The 14,123-nt window shown below is 70.1% G+C and carries 10 protein-coding genes, 1 tRNA gene and 1 pseudogene; 6 read left to right on the top strand and 6 right to left on the bottom strand.

Translation table 11 applies throughout. The features are described from left to right. Nucleotides 1-299 precede the first annotated feature (299 nt). The 5 genes and pseudogenes from ACT54X_RS12415 to ACT54X_RS12395 all read left to right on the top strand — a co-directional run bounded on the left by ACT54X_RS12415 (nucleotide 300) and on the right by ACT54X_RS12395 (nucleotide 8,987). Nucleotides 300-1,070, top strand: coding sequence for a PilZ domain-containing protein (locus tag ACT54X_RS12415; RefSeq protein WP_476346749.1), 771 nt, complete (start codon nucleotides 300-302; stop codon nucleotides 1,068-1,070). Then, nucleotides 1,067-3,382: a cellulose biosynthesis cyclic di-GMP-binding regulatory protein BcsB gene (gene bcsB / locus ACT54X_RS12410; protein ID WP_476346747.1), complete on the top strand. Its 2,316-nt coding sequence runs from the start codon at nucleotides 1,067-1,069 to the stop codon at nucleotides 3,380-3,382. The genes ACT54X_RS12415 and bcsB overlap by 4 nt, the downstream gene beginning before the upstream one ends. Before the next feature lie 10 nt (nucleotides 3,383-3,392). Beyond that, complete coding sequence (bcsZ, locus tag ACT54X_RS12405) at nucleotides 3,393-4,601, top strand: cellulose synthase complex periplasmic endoglucanase BcsZ (protein ID WP_476346745.1); 1,209 nt, start codon at nucleotides 3,393-3,395, stop codon at nucleotides 4,599-4,601. Then, nucleotides 4,583-6,832, top strand: a pseudogene (locus ACT54X_RS12400) (tetratricopeptide repeat protein); the annotation flags it as partial. The gene bcsZ and the pseudogene ACT54X_RS12400, both read left to right, overlap by 19 nt. 793 nt (nucleotides 6,833-7,625) lie before the next feature. After that, nucleotides 7,626-8,987, top strand: a complete 1,362-nt coding sequence (locus tag ACT54X_RS12395) for a cellulose synthase subunit BcsC-related outer membrane protein (RefSeq protein WP_476346743.1) — start codon at nucleotides 7,626-7,628, stop codon at nucleotides 8,985-8,987. Nucleotides 8,988-9,168: 181 nt separating this feature from the next. Here the strand turns inward: ACT54X_RS12395 and ACT54X_RS12390 are convergent. The 6 genes from ACT54X_RS12390 to petA all read right to left on the bottom strand — a co-directional run bounded on the left by ACT54X_RS12390 (nucleotide 9,169) and on the right by petA (nucleotide 13,376). Beyond that, a tRNA-Thr gene (locus tag ACT54X_RS12390) sits at nucleotides 9,169-9,244 on the bottom strand. Between the two features lie 36 nt (nucleotides 9,245-9,280). After that, nucleotides 9,281-9,802, bottom strand: coding sequence for a ClpXP protease specificity-enhancing factor (locus tag ACT54X_RS12385; RefSeq protein ID WP_294370494.1), 522 nt, complete (start codon nucleotides 9,800-9,802; stop codon nucleotides 9,281-9,283). A gap of 37 nt (nucleotides 9,803-9,839) precedes the next feature. Then, a complete protein-coding gene (locus tag ACT54X_RS12380; RefSeq protein ID WP_017761645.1) occupies nucleotides 9,840-10,451 on the bottom strand; it encodes a glutathione S-transferase N-terminal domain-containing protein in 612 nt (203 codons plus the stop codon). Between the two features lie 104 nt (nucleotides 10,452-10,555). Continuing rightward, the gene (locus ACT54X_RS12375; protein WP_017761644.1) at nucleotides 10,556-11,311 is read right to left on the bottom strand and encodes a cytochrome c1; all 756 of its coding nucleotides are present in this window, start codon (nucleotides 11,309-11,311) and stop codon (nucleotides 10,556-10,558) included. A 24-nt stretch (nucleotides 11,312-11,335) separates the two neighbouring features. Continuing rightward, nucleotides 11,336-12,739, bottom strand: coding sequence for a cytochrome b (locus tag ACT54X_RS12370; RefSeq protein ID WP_294370497.1), 1,404 nt, complete (start codon nucleotides 12,737-12,739; stop codon nucleotides 11,336-11,338). A gap of 16 nt (nucleotides 12,740-12,755) precedes the next feature. Further along, the gene (gene petA, locus ACT54X_RS12365; RefSeq protein WP_354320086.1) at nucleotides 12,756-13,376 is read right to left on the bottom strand and encodes a ubiquinol-cytochrome c reductase iron-sulfur subunit; all 621 of its coding nucleotides are present in this window, start codon (nucleotides 13,374-13,376) and stop codon (nucleotides 12,756-12,758) included. A gap of 240 nt (nucleotides 13,377-13,616) precedes the next feature. Between petA and mscL the strand changes: the two genes are divergently transcribed. Further along, complete coding sequence (mscL, locus tag ACT54X_RS12360; RefSeq protein WP_294370502.1) at nucleotides 13,617-14,051, top strand: large conductance mechanosensitive channel protein MscL; 435 nt, start codon at nucleotides 13,617-13,619, stop codon at nucleotides 14,049-14,051. Nucleotides 14,052-14,123 lie beyond the last annotated feature (72 nt).

The raw sequence follows: 14,123 nt of genomic DNA, 5'->3' as shown, positions 1-14,123 counted from the left end.
GCCTGCCCTTCCAAGCGTCCGTCGTCGAAGCGTGTCAGCCATGTCTGGATCAGCGCCGCCGAGAGCTTGTACTTGCGTTGCGCATCCAGCCGACGAAGGCCGCCCAGGCGGATTTCCCGGCAAACCTGCAACTTGAACTCCAGCGAATGCTGGCGGTATGTCGATCTTGCGGTCATGAACCTTCTCCTGGTGAAGGCCCAGCCAGCGTATCAGTCTCTGCAACTATCGGTGGTCCAGCCCCAGGGGTTCACTCCAAGGGGCGGTTCCGCTACCTGCTGTGGAACGAGGTCTACGAGGCGGTGCTGGCCTGGTACATCTTCCGTCCCACGCTGGTGGCGCTGCTCAATCCCAAGCTGGGCAGCTTCAACGTCACGGCCAAGGGCGGGCTGATCGCGGAGCGCTACTTCGATGCGCAGATCGCCAAGCCCTACCTGGTGCTGCTGCTGCTGAACGTGGTGGGGTTGGGCTTCGGCGTGTGGCGCCTGGGCTGGGTGCCGGCGCACGACGCGCTCACGGTCTGGCTGAACATGGCGTGGACGGTCTACAACGTGATGATCCTGGGCGCCTGCGTGGCGGCCGCCAACGAGGCGCGGCAACGGCACGAGACACACCGCGTGCGGCTGCAGGTGGCGGCCACGCTCTACACGCCGGACGGCGTGTCGATGCGTTGCGAGACCAACGACTTCTCCCGGCAGGGCCTGGGCCTGCGCCTGCCGCAGCCGGCGGCGGCGAAGACGGACGACCGCGTGTCGGTCGCGCTGTTCGCGGGCGCACAGGAGCACCGCTTCGACGCCGTGGTGCGTCACCACCAGGACGGGCGCATGGGCGTGCGCCTGGACGCCATGACGCTGGCGCAGGAGCGCGCCTTCGTGCAGTGCACCACCGCGCGCGCCGACCTGTGGGCGGCCCGCTGGGGCAACCATCCCCGCGCGTCCGTGTGGTCGGTCCTCGCGCACATCAGCCGGATCAGTGTCATCGGACTTCGCGACATGAGCTTCCACTACCTGCGCCAGGCGGGCCTGCGCATCGGCCCCGATCCGCGGCCCTCGGTGCGACAGGCGGCGAAATGAACGGCATGCGCGCTGCGCCCCAAGCGCCCCGCCGGTCGCCGGCATCCGGCCGCCGCCTGCTTCCCGCCGCGCTCGCCCTCGGCCTGCTGGCAGGCCCGGCGCCGGGCCTGCACGCGCAGCAGCCCGCGCCGACGGGCGCGGCGGCGGCGACCGTCCCGGCACCGGGCACGGCCGTGGCAGGCCCGTCCGTGCGCGAGGCCACGCTGCGCCAGCTGGGCGTGGACTACGCCATCCAGCTGCGCGGCACCAGCGGCGCCGTGGGCATTCCCTTCAGCGTGCGGGCCGACGAGCTGGTCACCGGGGGCAGCCTGCGGCTGAACTACACCTTCTCGCCGGCGCTGATCCCCGCGCTGTCGCACCTGAAGGTCAGCGTCAACGACGTGGTGCTGGCCACCTTGCCGGTGGACCCTGCCGCCGCGGGCCGGCCGCAGACCGCCGAGATCGCCATCGACCGCCGGCTGGTGACCGAGTTCAACCGGCTCGTGGTCGAGCTGGTCGGCCACTACACCCGCGACTGCGAGGATCCCAACCACAGCAGCCTGTGGGCCGCCATCGACAGCGGCAGCACGCTGCGACTGTCCGTCCAGCCGCTCACGCTCGACAACGACCTGCGCCTGCTGCCGGTGCCCTTCTTCGACCGGCGCGACGTCGGCCGGCTCACGCTGCCCTTCGTGCTGCCCACAGGCGCCACCCCCGAAGTGCTGGAGGCCGCGGGCATCGTCGCCTCATGGTTCGGTGCGCTGGCGGGCTACCGCGGCGCCCGCTTTCCGGTCAGCGAGGACACCCTGCCCACCGACGGACATGCGGTGGTCTTCGCCACGCCGCAGGCGCTACCCGCGGGGGTGGCGATGCCGCCCATCGACGGCCCCCAGCTCGCGGTCGTGCCGATGCCCGGCCATGCCCAGCGCAAGCTGCTGCTGGTGATGGGCCGCGACGCCACCGAGCTGCGCAGCGCCGCCTCGGCGCTGGCCCTGGGTTCTCCCGCGCTCGCAGGTGCCCAGGCGCGCATTGCCGGCTTCGAGCCGCCGCCTGCGCGCAAGCCCTACGACGCACCGCGCTGGGTGCCCAGCGACCGCCCCGTGCAACTGGGCGAACTGGCCCAGGCCCAGGACCTCAACGTCAGCGGCTATGCCCCCGACGTGATCCGCGTCAACCTGCAACTGCCGCCGGATCTTTTCACCTGGCGCAGCCACGGCATGCCGCTGGCGCTGCACTACCGCTACACCCCGCGCGTGCGGCCCGACCAGTCCACGCTGAACATCAACATGGGGCAGAGCTTCATCGGCGCGGTGCCGCTGCGGGCCGCCAACACGCTGCACGACGCGTGGTGGAACCCCTTCGCGCTGCCGCTGCTGCCCGACGGCACCGTGGCCGAGAAGAAGACGGTGCAGGTGCCGCCGCAGCTGCTGGCGCCCAGCAGCCAGCTGCGGCTGCACTACTACTTCGAGCCCAGCGCGGGCAAGTGCCAGCCGCTGCTGGCCAACGTGCGCGGGGCCATCGACCCGGACTCCACGCTCGACCTCTCGGGCCTGCCGCACTACATCGCCATGCCCGATCTGGCCGCCTATGCCAATGCGGGCTTCCCGTTTTCGCGCCTGGCGGACCTGGCGGACAGCGCGGTGCTGCTGCCGCCCGCGCCCACGGCGCAGGATCTGGGCCTCTACCTGGGTCTGATGGGCCAGATCGGCCGCAGCACCGGCTACCCCGCCCTGCGGCTGCGCGTAGGCGACGTCCGCAGGCCGGCAGAGGTGGCCGACAAGGACCTGCTGGTGCTCGGCGATCTGGACCGCCAGCCGCTGTTCGGCGAGTGGCGCGCGCGCATGCCCCTGAGCCAGCCCGCGGCCGACACCCAGAGGCTGGAACTGCCGGGCTGGCTGCGCCGCGCGCTCGACATCGTGGCCGGCTCGCGCATGCGGCAGGACCTGCCCCAGGCCGCGCAACTGGACCTGCGCGGCGCCGGCCGCGAGACGGCGGTGCTGGCCGGCTTCGAGTCGCCACTGCGGCCCGGCCGCAGCGTGATCGCCGTGGTGGCCGAGCCGGGCCAGGGCGACAAGCTGCTGGACGCGCTCCAGACGCCAGAACTGCTGCAGCGCGTACAGGGCAGCATGGCCGTGGTGCGCGAAGGCCGCGTGGAAAGCGTGCTCGGCGGCCAGCCTTACTACGTCGGCCGACTGCCGCCTCTGACCTGGCTGCAATGGCAGCTTTCGCGCAATGCCTTCATGCCCGCGTTGCTGGCCCTGGCCGCCGCGGCGCTGGCAGCGGCCGTGGCCTATGCCGGGCTGCAACGGCGCGCGCGGCGCCGGCTGGAGTGACAGCGATCCCATGCAGCAAGACCTCCATTCCCCCTCCCTGCCCCTCGCCCGGCGCCGCTGGTTGCAGCAGGCACTGCTGTGCGCGCTGCCGGGCGCGGCACCGCATGCCTGGGCTCAGGCGGGAGCGGCCAGCCCGCCGGGGCCAGCCTGCCTCGACCGCAGCGACTGGCCTGCCTTCGCCGCCCGCCACCTGCAGGCCGACGGCCGCATCGTGGATTTCGACACGCCGCGCCAGCAATCGACCTCGGAAAGCCAGTCCTACGGCCTCTTCTTTTCGCTGGTGCACGGCGACCGCGCCGCTTTCCGGCGCATCCTGGACTGGACTGTCGCCAACCTGTGCGACGGGCAGCCCGACCGCCGCCTGCCGGCGTGGCAGTGGGGCCGGCGCGACGATGGCGGCTGGGGCGTGATCGATGCCAACCCCGCCTCCGACGCCGACCTGTGGATCGCCTATGCGCTGCTGGAGGCCGGGCGCCTGTGGCAGCAGCCGGCCTACACCGCGCTCGCCCGCCAGATGCTGGTGCTGGTGATCCGCGAGGAAGTGGTGCGCCTGCCCGGCCTGGGCGCCATGCTGCTGCCCTGGCCGCGCAGCGTGGGCAAAGGCCCCGTGTGGCGGCTCAATGCCAGCTACATGCCCCTGCCCCTGCTGCGCCGGCTGGCCGCCGAGAACCCGGCCGGCCCCTGGAGCGAGATCGCGCAGAACACGGTGCGCATGGTCGCCGCTACCTCGCCGCACGGCTTCGTGCCCGACTGGTGCGCCTGGAGCGAGGCCCGGCAGGCCTTCGTCACCGATCCCGAAAAGGGGGCGGAAGGCAGCTACGACGCCATCCGGGTGTACCTGTGGGCGGGCATGACGGCGACGGGCGACACGGGCCGGGCGCCGCTGCTGCACAGCCTGTACGGGCCCCGCGCCCTGCTGCAGTCCACCGGCCGCGTCGCCGAGCGGGTCGACACCGCCACCGGCACGGTCCGCGGCGATGGCCCGCCGGGCTTCTCGGCGGCGCTGCTGCCCTACCTGCGCGCCCTGGGCCATGAACAACTCGTGCAGGCCCGGCTGGCCTTCGTCAACCTGCGCACCGCCGCCGGCCAGCCGCTGCTGCCCTATTACGAACGCATGCTGCTGCTCTTCGGGCGTGGCTGGCTGGAAGGCCATTTCGCCTTCGACGCCAGCGGCCGGCTGCAGCCGAATCCTGCCCCGCCATGCCCCGCCAACGCCTGACCCCCTTCCCCGCGTCCCTGCGCACGCTGCCTGCCGCGCTGGGCCTCGTCTGCTCGCTGATGCCCGGCACGCCCGCCCGGGCCCAATCGGACGCGGCCACGGCCCTCGTCGAGCAGGGCCGCTACTGGCAAGCCCTGGGCCGCAACGACCTGGCGGAGGAGAGCTGGCGCAAGCTGCTGCGGGTCGACCCGAACGCACCCGATGCGCTGGCTGGCATGGCGCAGCTCGAACTGGCGCGTGGCAATGCCGATGCGGCCCGCAGCTGGATCGAACGGTTGCGGGCTGCGCGGCCGGGCGATGCCCGGCTCGCGCGACTGGACGAGCAACTGCGCCGCCCGGCCGGCGCCCCGGCGCCGGCCAACGACCTGCAGCGCGCCCGGGCCGCGGCGCAAGCCGGCCGTACCGAGGAAGCCATCCGGCTGTACCGGGAGGTGATCGGCAACCAGCCGGTGCCCGAACCGCTCGCCCTGGAGTACTACCAGGTGCTGGGGGGTTCCACCCAGAGCTGGGACGAAGGCCGCCGCGGCCTGGAGCAGCTGGTGCAGCGCAACCCCGGCAACGCCGCCTACCGGCTCGCCCTGGCGCGCCTGCAGACCTACCGCGAGCCCAGCCGGCGCGAGGGCATCCGCAGCCTGGCCGAACTGGCAGGCCAGGGCGGCGACACGGCCACCGGCGCGCGGGAGGCCTGGCGCCAGGCCCTGATCTGGCTGGACGCACGGGCCAGCGACACGCCGCTGTATGAGCAGTACCTGTCCGGCCGCACCGATGAGGCGGTGAACGCCCGTCTGACCCGCGTGCGCGAAGGCGCGCAGGCCAGCGCCCAGGCCCAGCCGCTGGCACAGGGCTACCGCGCCCTGCAGCAGGGCGACGAGAACGCGGCCCAGGCCCGCTTCCAGGACGTGCTGCGCCAGAACCCGAACGACCCCGAGGCCCTGGGCGGCCTGGGCGTGGTGCGGCTGCGCCAGCAGCGCTATGCCGAGGCGCGCCAGTTGCTGGAGCGCGCCAGCCGCGGTGGCCAGGCCAGCCAGTGGACGCAGGCCCTGCGCAGCGCGACCTACTGGCAGCAGGTGGGCGAAGCACAGGCCGCGCGCGAACGCAACGACAGCGCGGCGGCACGCCGCCTGTACGAACAGGCCACGCGCACCGACCCGGCCGAGCCCGTGGCGCGTCTCGGCCTGGCCGACCTCCAGCAGGCGGCGGGCGAACTCGGCGCCGCCGAAGAGAATTACCGCCGCGTGCGGCAGGCCCAGCCCGCGCAGGCGCAGGCGCAGGCCCTGGCCGGCCTGGTCACCGTCTACACCCGGCAGGGACGCCCGGCCGATGCGCAGGCCCTGCTGCAACGCCTGACGCCCGAGCAGGTCGCGCAAATGGGCGACCTGTCGGCGCTGCGCGCAGAGCAGGCCCGCGCACAGGCGCAGCAGCAGCTGGCGGCAGGCGACACCGCTGGTGCCCAGCGCACGCTGGAAGACGCGCTGCTTGCCGCCCCCAACAGCCCCTGGGTGCGGCTGGACCTGGCCAACCTCTACCGCCGGGCCGGCCTGGTGCCGCAGGCCCGCGCGGTGATGGACGGCCTGCTGATGAGCCAGCCCGACATGCCCGACGCGCTGTATGCGTCGGCCCTGCTGGCCGCCGACACGGGCGACGGGCGTGCCGGCCTGCAGTACCTGGAGCGGATTCCCGCAGCACGGCGCACGCCCGCAATGGCCCAGTTGCAGCGTCGCCTCTTCGTGCAGGACAGGGCGGCCCAGGCCACCGCGCTGGCACGCCGCGGCCAGGTGCAGGCCGCGCGCGAACTGCTGTCCGCCACCCAGTCCAGCCTGGGCGCCGACCTGCCGGCCGAGCCCTGGAGCCAGCTGGCCGAGGCCTATGCCGAGATCGGCGATGCGCCGCGGGCGCTGGCCATGGGCCGGCAACTGCTCAGCCGCACGCCCAACCCCAGCGTGGCCGACCGCCTGCGCTACGGGCAGTTGCTGCTGGCCACGCGGCAGGACATCGAGCTCTCGGCCCTGCTGCGGCAATTGCAGGCCAGCGCCCTGACGGCCGCGCAGCGCCAGGACTTCGACGGACTGCGCAGCGCCTATGCGATCCGCCAGACCGACGCCCTGCGCCAGGTCGGCAACCTGGAAGCGGCCTACGCCATGCTGTCGCCGCTGCTGGCGGAACGCCCGGACGACGCGGGCGTGCTCGGCGCGCTGGCACGGCTGTACTCCGCCGCACGCGACGAGCGTCAGGCGCTGGCGCTGTACCAGCGGGTGCTGCAGCGCCAGCCTACCGACCTCGACACCCTGCTCGCCGCCGCCGCCAGTGCCAGCGCGCTGCGCGACCACGACGACGCACAGACCTATGTGCAGGCCGCCCTCAAGCAGGCCCCAGGCGAATCCCGCGTGCTGGCGGCGGCGGGCCGCGTCTACCGCAACGCGGGCGACAGCCGCCAGGCCGAGCAATTTCTCGCCGCGGCCGTGCAGGCCGAAGCCCGGCAGGCCGGCCTGGCCACCGCCGTGCCTGGCGCTGGCGGCGCGGCCCCAGCCAGTGCCAACCCGTTCGCGGGCATGACCGGCCCTGCCGGCAGTGCGGGCGCCTGGCCCGGCGGTTTGGGTACGTCCACGGCGCCTGCCGCCGTTGCCGCCTACATTCCGCCGCCGCTGAGCGCAGGTGCCGTCTACGCCTCGGCCGGCGCATTGCCGGCGCCGCCCGCGGGCTGGTCGGGTACTGCCGCGCCCGGTGCGCTTCAGCCCGCCTCCGCCTCCGCTTACGGCGCGGGGGCCAGTCCCTGGCCGATGGCGACAGCAGGCGGTGACGTGCTGCAGCCCTGGCCGGCGGGGCCGGTTGCATCGCCGCCGGTCACCGCGTCCTCTGCTCCGGCGCCGAGCGGCGGGGCGACCCGCCACCGACGAGCGGCAGGCAGCGGCGGGGCCACCGGCACTGCGGCGGCGCCCGCGCAGCCTGCGCCCCCCCCTCGCCGCCGCGCCCGCTTCCTGGCCGGGCCCCGCCAACGCCGGCGCAGCCACGCCCCTGTGGCTGCCCGTGCCCGGCGCGGCGGTGGCAGGCGCCACCTCGCGCAGCCTGCCCATGGTGCAGGTGCAGGCACGGGCCGACACCGACTGGCCCACGGCGCCCATTGCGCCCGCCGCCACAACAGCCGTGGCCGCCACGCCGCTGCAGGCCGAACTGGCCGACCTTCAGAGCGCACGCAGCCCCAGCCTGAGCGTCGGCACGGTGTTGCGCGCCCGCGGCGGCGAATCGGGGCTGAGCCGGCTGAGCGATCTGCAGACGCCCATCGAGGCACGCTTTCCCGTCGGCGAAGGCAAGCTGGTGGTCAGCGCCACGCCCACGCTGCTGGACTCGGGCACGCCTGCGGCAGATTTCGCCACCGGTGCCCGCTTCGGCGGCGGGCCCCAGGCCACGCTTGCACAGGCCTACGGCAGCGTGGCGCCGGCGGGTGCCCAGGACGCGGCGGGCGTCGGCCTGAGCGTGGGCTACGAGGGACCGCAACTCAGCGCCAGCATCGGCACCACGCCGCTCGGCTTCGCCGAGACCAACGTCATCGGCAAGGTGGCGTACCAGGGCAGCTTCAGCGACAGCCTGAGCTACAAGGCCGAGCTCTATCGCCGGCCGGTGACCGACAGCCTGCTGTCCTTCGCGGGCGCCAAGGACAGCCGCACCGGCGAGCGCTGGGGCGGCGTGGTCGCCAGCGGCGGCCGCTACGACATGACCTACGACAACGGCACCATGGGCATCTACGGCTACGCTGGCGCCGCCGCGCTCAACGGCACCGAGGTCCAGGACAACGCCCGTGCAGAGTTGGGGGCGGGCCTGTATTTCCATGTGCTCAAGAGCGCCGGCTCCTCGCTCACGGCCGGCGTCAACCTCGGGCTCATGCACTACGACAAGAACCTGAGCTACTTCACCTACGGCCACGGCGGCTACTTCAGCCCGCAGCGCTACTTCAGCCTCGCCTTCCCGGTCGCGTGGGAGGGCCGCAGCGACCGGCTGTCATGGCGACTCAATGCCTCGCTGGGCGTGCAGTCGATCCAGCAGAATGCGGCGGACTACTTTCCGACGGACAGCGCGCGCCAGACGGCCGCTGCCACCGCGCTGCGGCAGGCCTTCGCCGCCAACCTCTACACCGGCGTGCTCGACGCGCGCTATGCGGCCCAGAGCAACACCGGCCTCGCCTACGGACTGGGTGCGGTGGTGGAGTACCAGGTGATGCCGCGGATGTTCCTGGGTGGGACGGTCAGCCTGAGCAACGCGCGCAACTACCGTGAGTTCAGCGGCGGCGTGTACCTGCGCTACCTGTTCGATGGCGGCGACACCTTCGGCACGGGCGCTGGCCGGGGCAGTGGACCGTCGCCGCTCAGCTCGCCGTACACGCCGCTGCTGTGAGCACGGCGGCCGTGCCGCAGGCGACCGCCGAGCCGGCCGCTTGCCGGGCGGCGGCGGCCCGATGGCGGGCTCGGCGATCGGCACGCCGGACAGCCGCGCGCACCGGGCACAAAAAAGCCCCCGGACCTTGATGTGTCCGGGGGCTTCGATCGGCATCCCGCCAAGCGGGATGGCGACAGTCTGGTGCCGCTTGTCGGAATCGAACTGACGACCTACCGCTTACAAGGCGGGTGCTCTACCAACTGAGCTAAAGCGGCAAAGCCTGCGATTCTATCGAAAGGGTCGCGGGCCGATCACTTCACGCGCTTGAGCGCCGGCCGGCCGCCGCTGGGGGGCCGCGGCGGCTCGTCCGGCGGCGGCTCGATGGCGGCGGACGCCCCGCCCGGTTGGGATTCGGCGGCTTCGCCCACCAGATGCATGCCCGGCCGGGGCTCCGGCGTGGCCTGAGCCATGCCGGGCGCGATGACCTCGCCCGCCTCGGACGCCTGCGCGTCCAGCGGCGGGAAGGCCATGCCCTGGCCGTTCTCGCGCGCATAGATGGCCACCACCCGTCCGATGGGGACGATGATGTCGCGCGCGGTGCCGGCGAAGCGGGCCTTGAACTCGATGAAGTCGTTGCCGATCTTCAGCGCGCTGGTCGCGTCGTAGCTGATGTTCAGCACGATCTCGCCGTTCTTGACGTACTCGCGCGGGACCTGGACGGTCTCGTCCACCACGACCGCGATGTACGGTGTGAAGCCGTGGTCGGTGCACCATTCGTAGAGCGCACGCAACAGGTACGGCCGCAACGATGTGGATTCGAGGGCGCTGATCATGAATGGCGCGTCGTTCTCTCTTGCCGTCGCCGCGCGCTTACTTGCGCATCACCTTCTCGGAAGGCGTCAGCGCCTCGATGTAGGCGGGGCGCGAGAAGATGCGCTCGGCGTACTTCAGCAGCGGCGCGGCGTTCTTGCTCAGGTCGATGCCGTAGTAGTCCAGACGCCACAGCAGCGGGGCGATGGCCACGTCGAGCATCGAGAAGTTCTCGCCCAGCATGTACTTGTTCTTGAGGAACACCGGGGCCAGCTGCGTCAGGCGGTCGCGGATGTGCGAGCGGGCCTTCTCGATGGCCTTGTCGTTGCCCTTGGCGCCGCGGTTCTCGAGCGTGGAGACGTGGACGAACAGCTCCTTCTCGAAGTTCAGCAGGAACAGGCGCACGCGGGCGCGGTCCACCGGGTCGCCAGGCATCAACTGCGGATGCGGGAAGCGCTCGTCGATGTACTCGTTGATGATGTTCGATTCGTACAGGATCAGGTCGCGCTCGACCAGGATCGGCACCTGCCCGTACGGGTTCATCACGCTGATGTCCTCGGGCTTGTTGTAGAGGTCGACGTCACGGATTTCGAAGTCCATGCCCTTTTCGAACAGCACGAAGCGGCAGCGGTGGGAGAAAGGGCAGGTCGTTCCGGAATACAGCACCATCATGGCGAAAGGCTCCAAAAAATCAAAAAAGAGTGGGCCGCTTGAGCAGCCCACTCTGTACGTTCACGCACCCGGAAAGCCCGGGCCACGCCGTCCGCGTTTTCTCTCTACTTCACGTCCTTCCAGAACGCGGCATTGAGACGCCAGACGAAGACCAGCGACACCGCCAGGAACAGCAACACCCACACGCCGACGCGCACGCGGGTGTTCTGCGCGGGCTCTGCCATCCACTGCAGGTAATTGACGAGGTCGCCAACGGCCTGGTCGAACTGCAGGGGCGTCATCTTGCCCGGCTTGACCTGCTCCCAGCCCTTGAGCACCTCGGTTTCGTGGCCGTGCTGCTCCACCTTGTCATAGACCGGGCGGCGCTCGCCTTGCAATTCCCACAGCACGTTGGGCATGCCCACGCTCGGGAAGGCAAGGTTGTTCCAGCCGGTTGCCTTGGTGTCGTCGCGGTAGTAGGTGCGCAGGTAGGTGTAGAGGTAGTCGGCACCGGTGCCATTGTGACCTGCGCGCGAACGCGCCACCAAAGTGAGGTCGGGCGGGGTGCCGCCGAACCATTCCTTGGCCTGTCGGGCATCGATGTTGGCCTTCATCGTGTCACCCACCTTTTCGGTGGTGAACAGCAGATTGTCCTTGATCTGCTGTTCGGAGAGGCCGATGTCCTGCAGGCGGTTGTAGCGCATGAAGGCGGCCGAGTGGCAGTTGAGGCAGTAATTGACGAAAAGCTTGGCGCCGTTCTGCAGCGAAGCCAGGTCATTGGTGCGCACCGGCGCCTTGTCCCAGGCGATGCCGCCTTCGGCCGCCAGGGCGCCCGTGGCAAGGCCCAGCGCCATCATCAGCGAGAGGATCAGTTTCTTCATGGGGATGCTTCTCCGGCGGCTCGGTCAGTGCGCGGCAAAGGTCACGCGCTCGGGCACGGGCTTGAACTCGCCCAGGCGGGTCCACCACGGCATGAGCAGGAAGAAGCCGAAATAGAACAGGGTACCGACCTGCGACACACGCTCGCCGAGGGGGGACGGCGGCTGCACACCCAGATAGGCCAGCACCACGAAGACGACGACGAACACGCCGTAGAGGTACTTGTGCCAGGAAGGACGGTAGCGGATCGACTTCACCGGGCTCTTGTCCAGCCAGGGCAGGAAGAACAGGATGATCACGGCGCCGCCCATGACGACCACGCCCCAGAACTTGGCGTCGATGGACAGCATCATCGCGCAGGCGATGACGGCCGCCACCACCACGGCGATCTTGGCAACGCTGGCCATGCGCGTCTTCCAGACGCCGAACACCGCGGCACCGACGACGCATGCGATGAGCGCATACATCATCTCGCTGGTGATGGCACGCAGCATCGAATAGAAGGGCGTGAAGTACCAGACCGGTGCGATGTGGTTAGGCGTCTTGAGCGGATCGGCCGGAATGAAGTTGTTGTACTCCAGGAAGTAGCCGCCCATTTCAGGCGCGAAGAAGATCACCGCCGTGAACACGATCAGGAACATCACGACCGCGAAGATGTCGTGCACCGTGTAGTACGGGTGGAACGGGATGCCGTCCAGCGGCCGGCCCTGCGCGTCCTTGTTGGCCTTGATCTCGATGCCGTCGGGGTTGTTGGAACCCACGTCGTGCAGCGCCAGCAGGTGCGCCACCACCAGGCCCAGCAGCACCAGCGGCACCGCGATCACGTGGAAGCTGAAGAAGCGGTTGAGGGTGGCGTCGCTCACCACATAGTCGCCACGGATCAGCAGCGCCAGGTCGGGTCCGATGAAGGGAATCGCGGAGAACAGGTTCACGATCACCTGCGCGCCCCAGTAGGACATCTGGCCCCAGGGCAGCAGGTAGCCCATGAAGGCCTCGGCCATCAGGCACAGGAAGATCGCGCAGCCGAAGATCCAGACCAGCTCGCGCGGCTTGCGGTAACTGCCGTACAGCAGGCCGCGGAACATGTGGAGATACACCACCACGAAGAAGGCCGAGGCGCCGGTGGAGTGCATGTAGCGGATCAGCCAGCCCCAGGGCACGTCGCGCATGATGTACTCGACCGAGGCGAAGGCCTGGGTCGCATCGGGCTTGTAGTGCATCACCAGGAAGATGCCGGTCACGATCTGGATGACCAGCACCAGCAGCGCCAGCGAGCCGAAGATGTACCAGAAGTTGAAATTCTTCGGCGCGTAGTACTCCGACATGTGGACGCGGTAGGCGTCGAAGGCGGTCGGGAAGCGGTTGTGCAGCCAGTTGCCCAGCTTGGCGCCGGCGGGCGCGTTGGGCGAGATGTCCTTGAATTCGGCCATGGGTGTCTCCTCCCGCTCAGGCGTTGGCGTTGCCGTCTTCGCCGATCAACAGGCGCGTTTCCGACAGGTACCTGTGCGGCGGAACGGGCAGGTTGTCGGGCGCGGGCTTGTTCTTGAACACGCGGCCGGCCAGATCGAAGGTCGAGCCGTGGCAAGGGCAGAGGAAACCGCCCTGCCAGTCGTCGGGCAGCGAGGGCTGAGGACCCGCCTGCAGCTTGTCGGTGGGCGAGCAGCCCAGGTGGGTGCAGATGCCGACCACGACCAGCACCTCCGGCTTGATCGAGCGGTTCTCGTTCTGGGCGTACTTGGGCGTGAATTCGGACGGATTGCGCTTGGACAGCGGATCGGCGAGCAGCGGATCCAGCTTGGGCAGCTCCGCGATCTGCGTGGGCGAGCGCTTGAGGATCCAGACGGGCTTGCCACGCCATTCGACCGTGATCTTTTCGCCGACCTGCAGGCCGCCGATGTCGACCTCGACCGGCGCGCCGGCCGCCTTGGCTTTTTCGGACGGCTGGAAGGTGCTCACGAAGGGAATCGCTGTGGCAACCCCACCCACAGCGCCGGCACAGCCGGATGCAATCAGCCAGGTCCGCTTGCTGGCGTCGACCCGTTTCGGGCCGACCGGGATATCACTCATGGGGGTTCCTCGATGTACTTGTGGGCTGTGCCGGGTCAACAAACAATTTTAGCGGAGGGGTTTTCGCTGCTTCAACGCGGGACACCCCCGATATCCAAGCCGTCGCGGCCGTCCGCCAAGAGGCAGGAAAAGGCCCGACAACCGCGGATCGGAGCCATCATGCCGTCGGGCTCGACGCCCGTCCGACTCTCTATACTTTCCCCTAAAGTGTTAACACACATGGGAAAGGAGAAACTTTTCATGAGCTTTTTCAGCGAGTTCCGCGAATTTGCGGTCAAGGGCAATGTGGTCGATCTGGCCGTGGGCGTGATCATCGGCGGCGCATTCGGAAAGATCGTCGATTCGCTGGTCGGCGACGTGATCATGCCGCTGGTGGGGCTGGTCTTCGGCCGACTCGATTTCTCCAACCTCTACGTCGTGCTCGGCACGATACCTGCGGGCGTGACCAATACCTTGGCCGATCTCAAGAAAGCCGGTGTTCCCGTCCTGGCCTACGGCAACTTCCTGACGATCGTCGTCAACTTCGTGATCCTGGCCTTCGTGATCTTCATGATGGTCAAGCAGATCAACAGGCTGCGCCGCGAAAAGGCGGAACCGGCCGCCGCCGCGCCTGCCGCGCCGCCGGAAGACATCGTGCTGCTGCGCGAGATCCGCGACAGCCTCGCACGCCGCTGAACATCCACCCGCCCCTGCGCGCCGTGCGGCGCCGGGGCCGTCGGCGCAGTACGCCGTTCGCCGGCAGCCCGC

It is taken from the genome of Pseudacidovorax sp. DMC4 (genome assembly GCF_056314265.1).
Note: the sequence above shows the minus strand (reverse complement) of the source record. Positions and strands in the feature narration are given on the sequence as shown.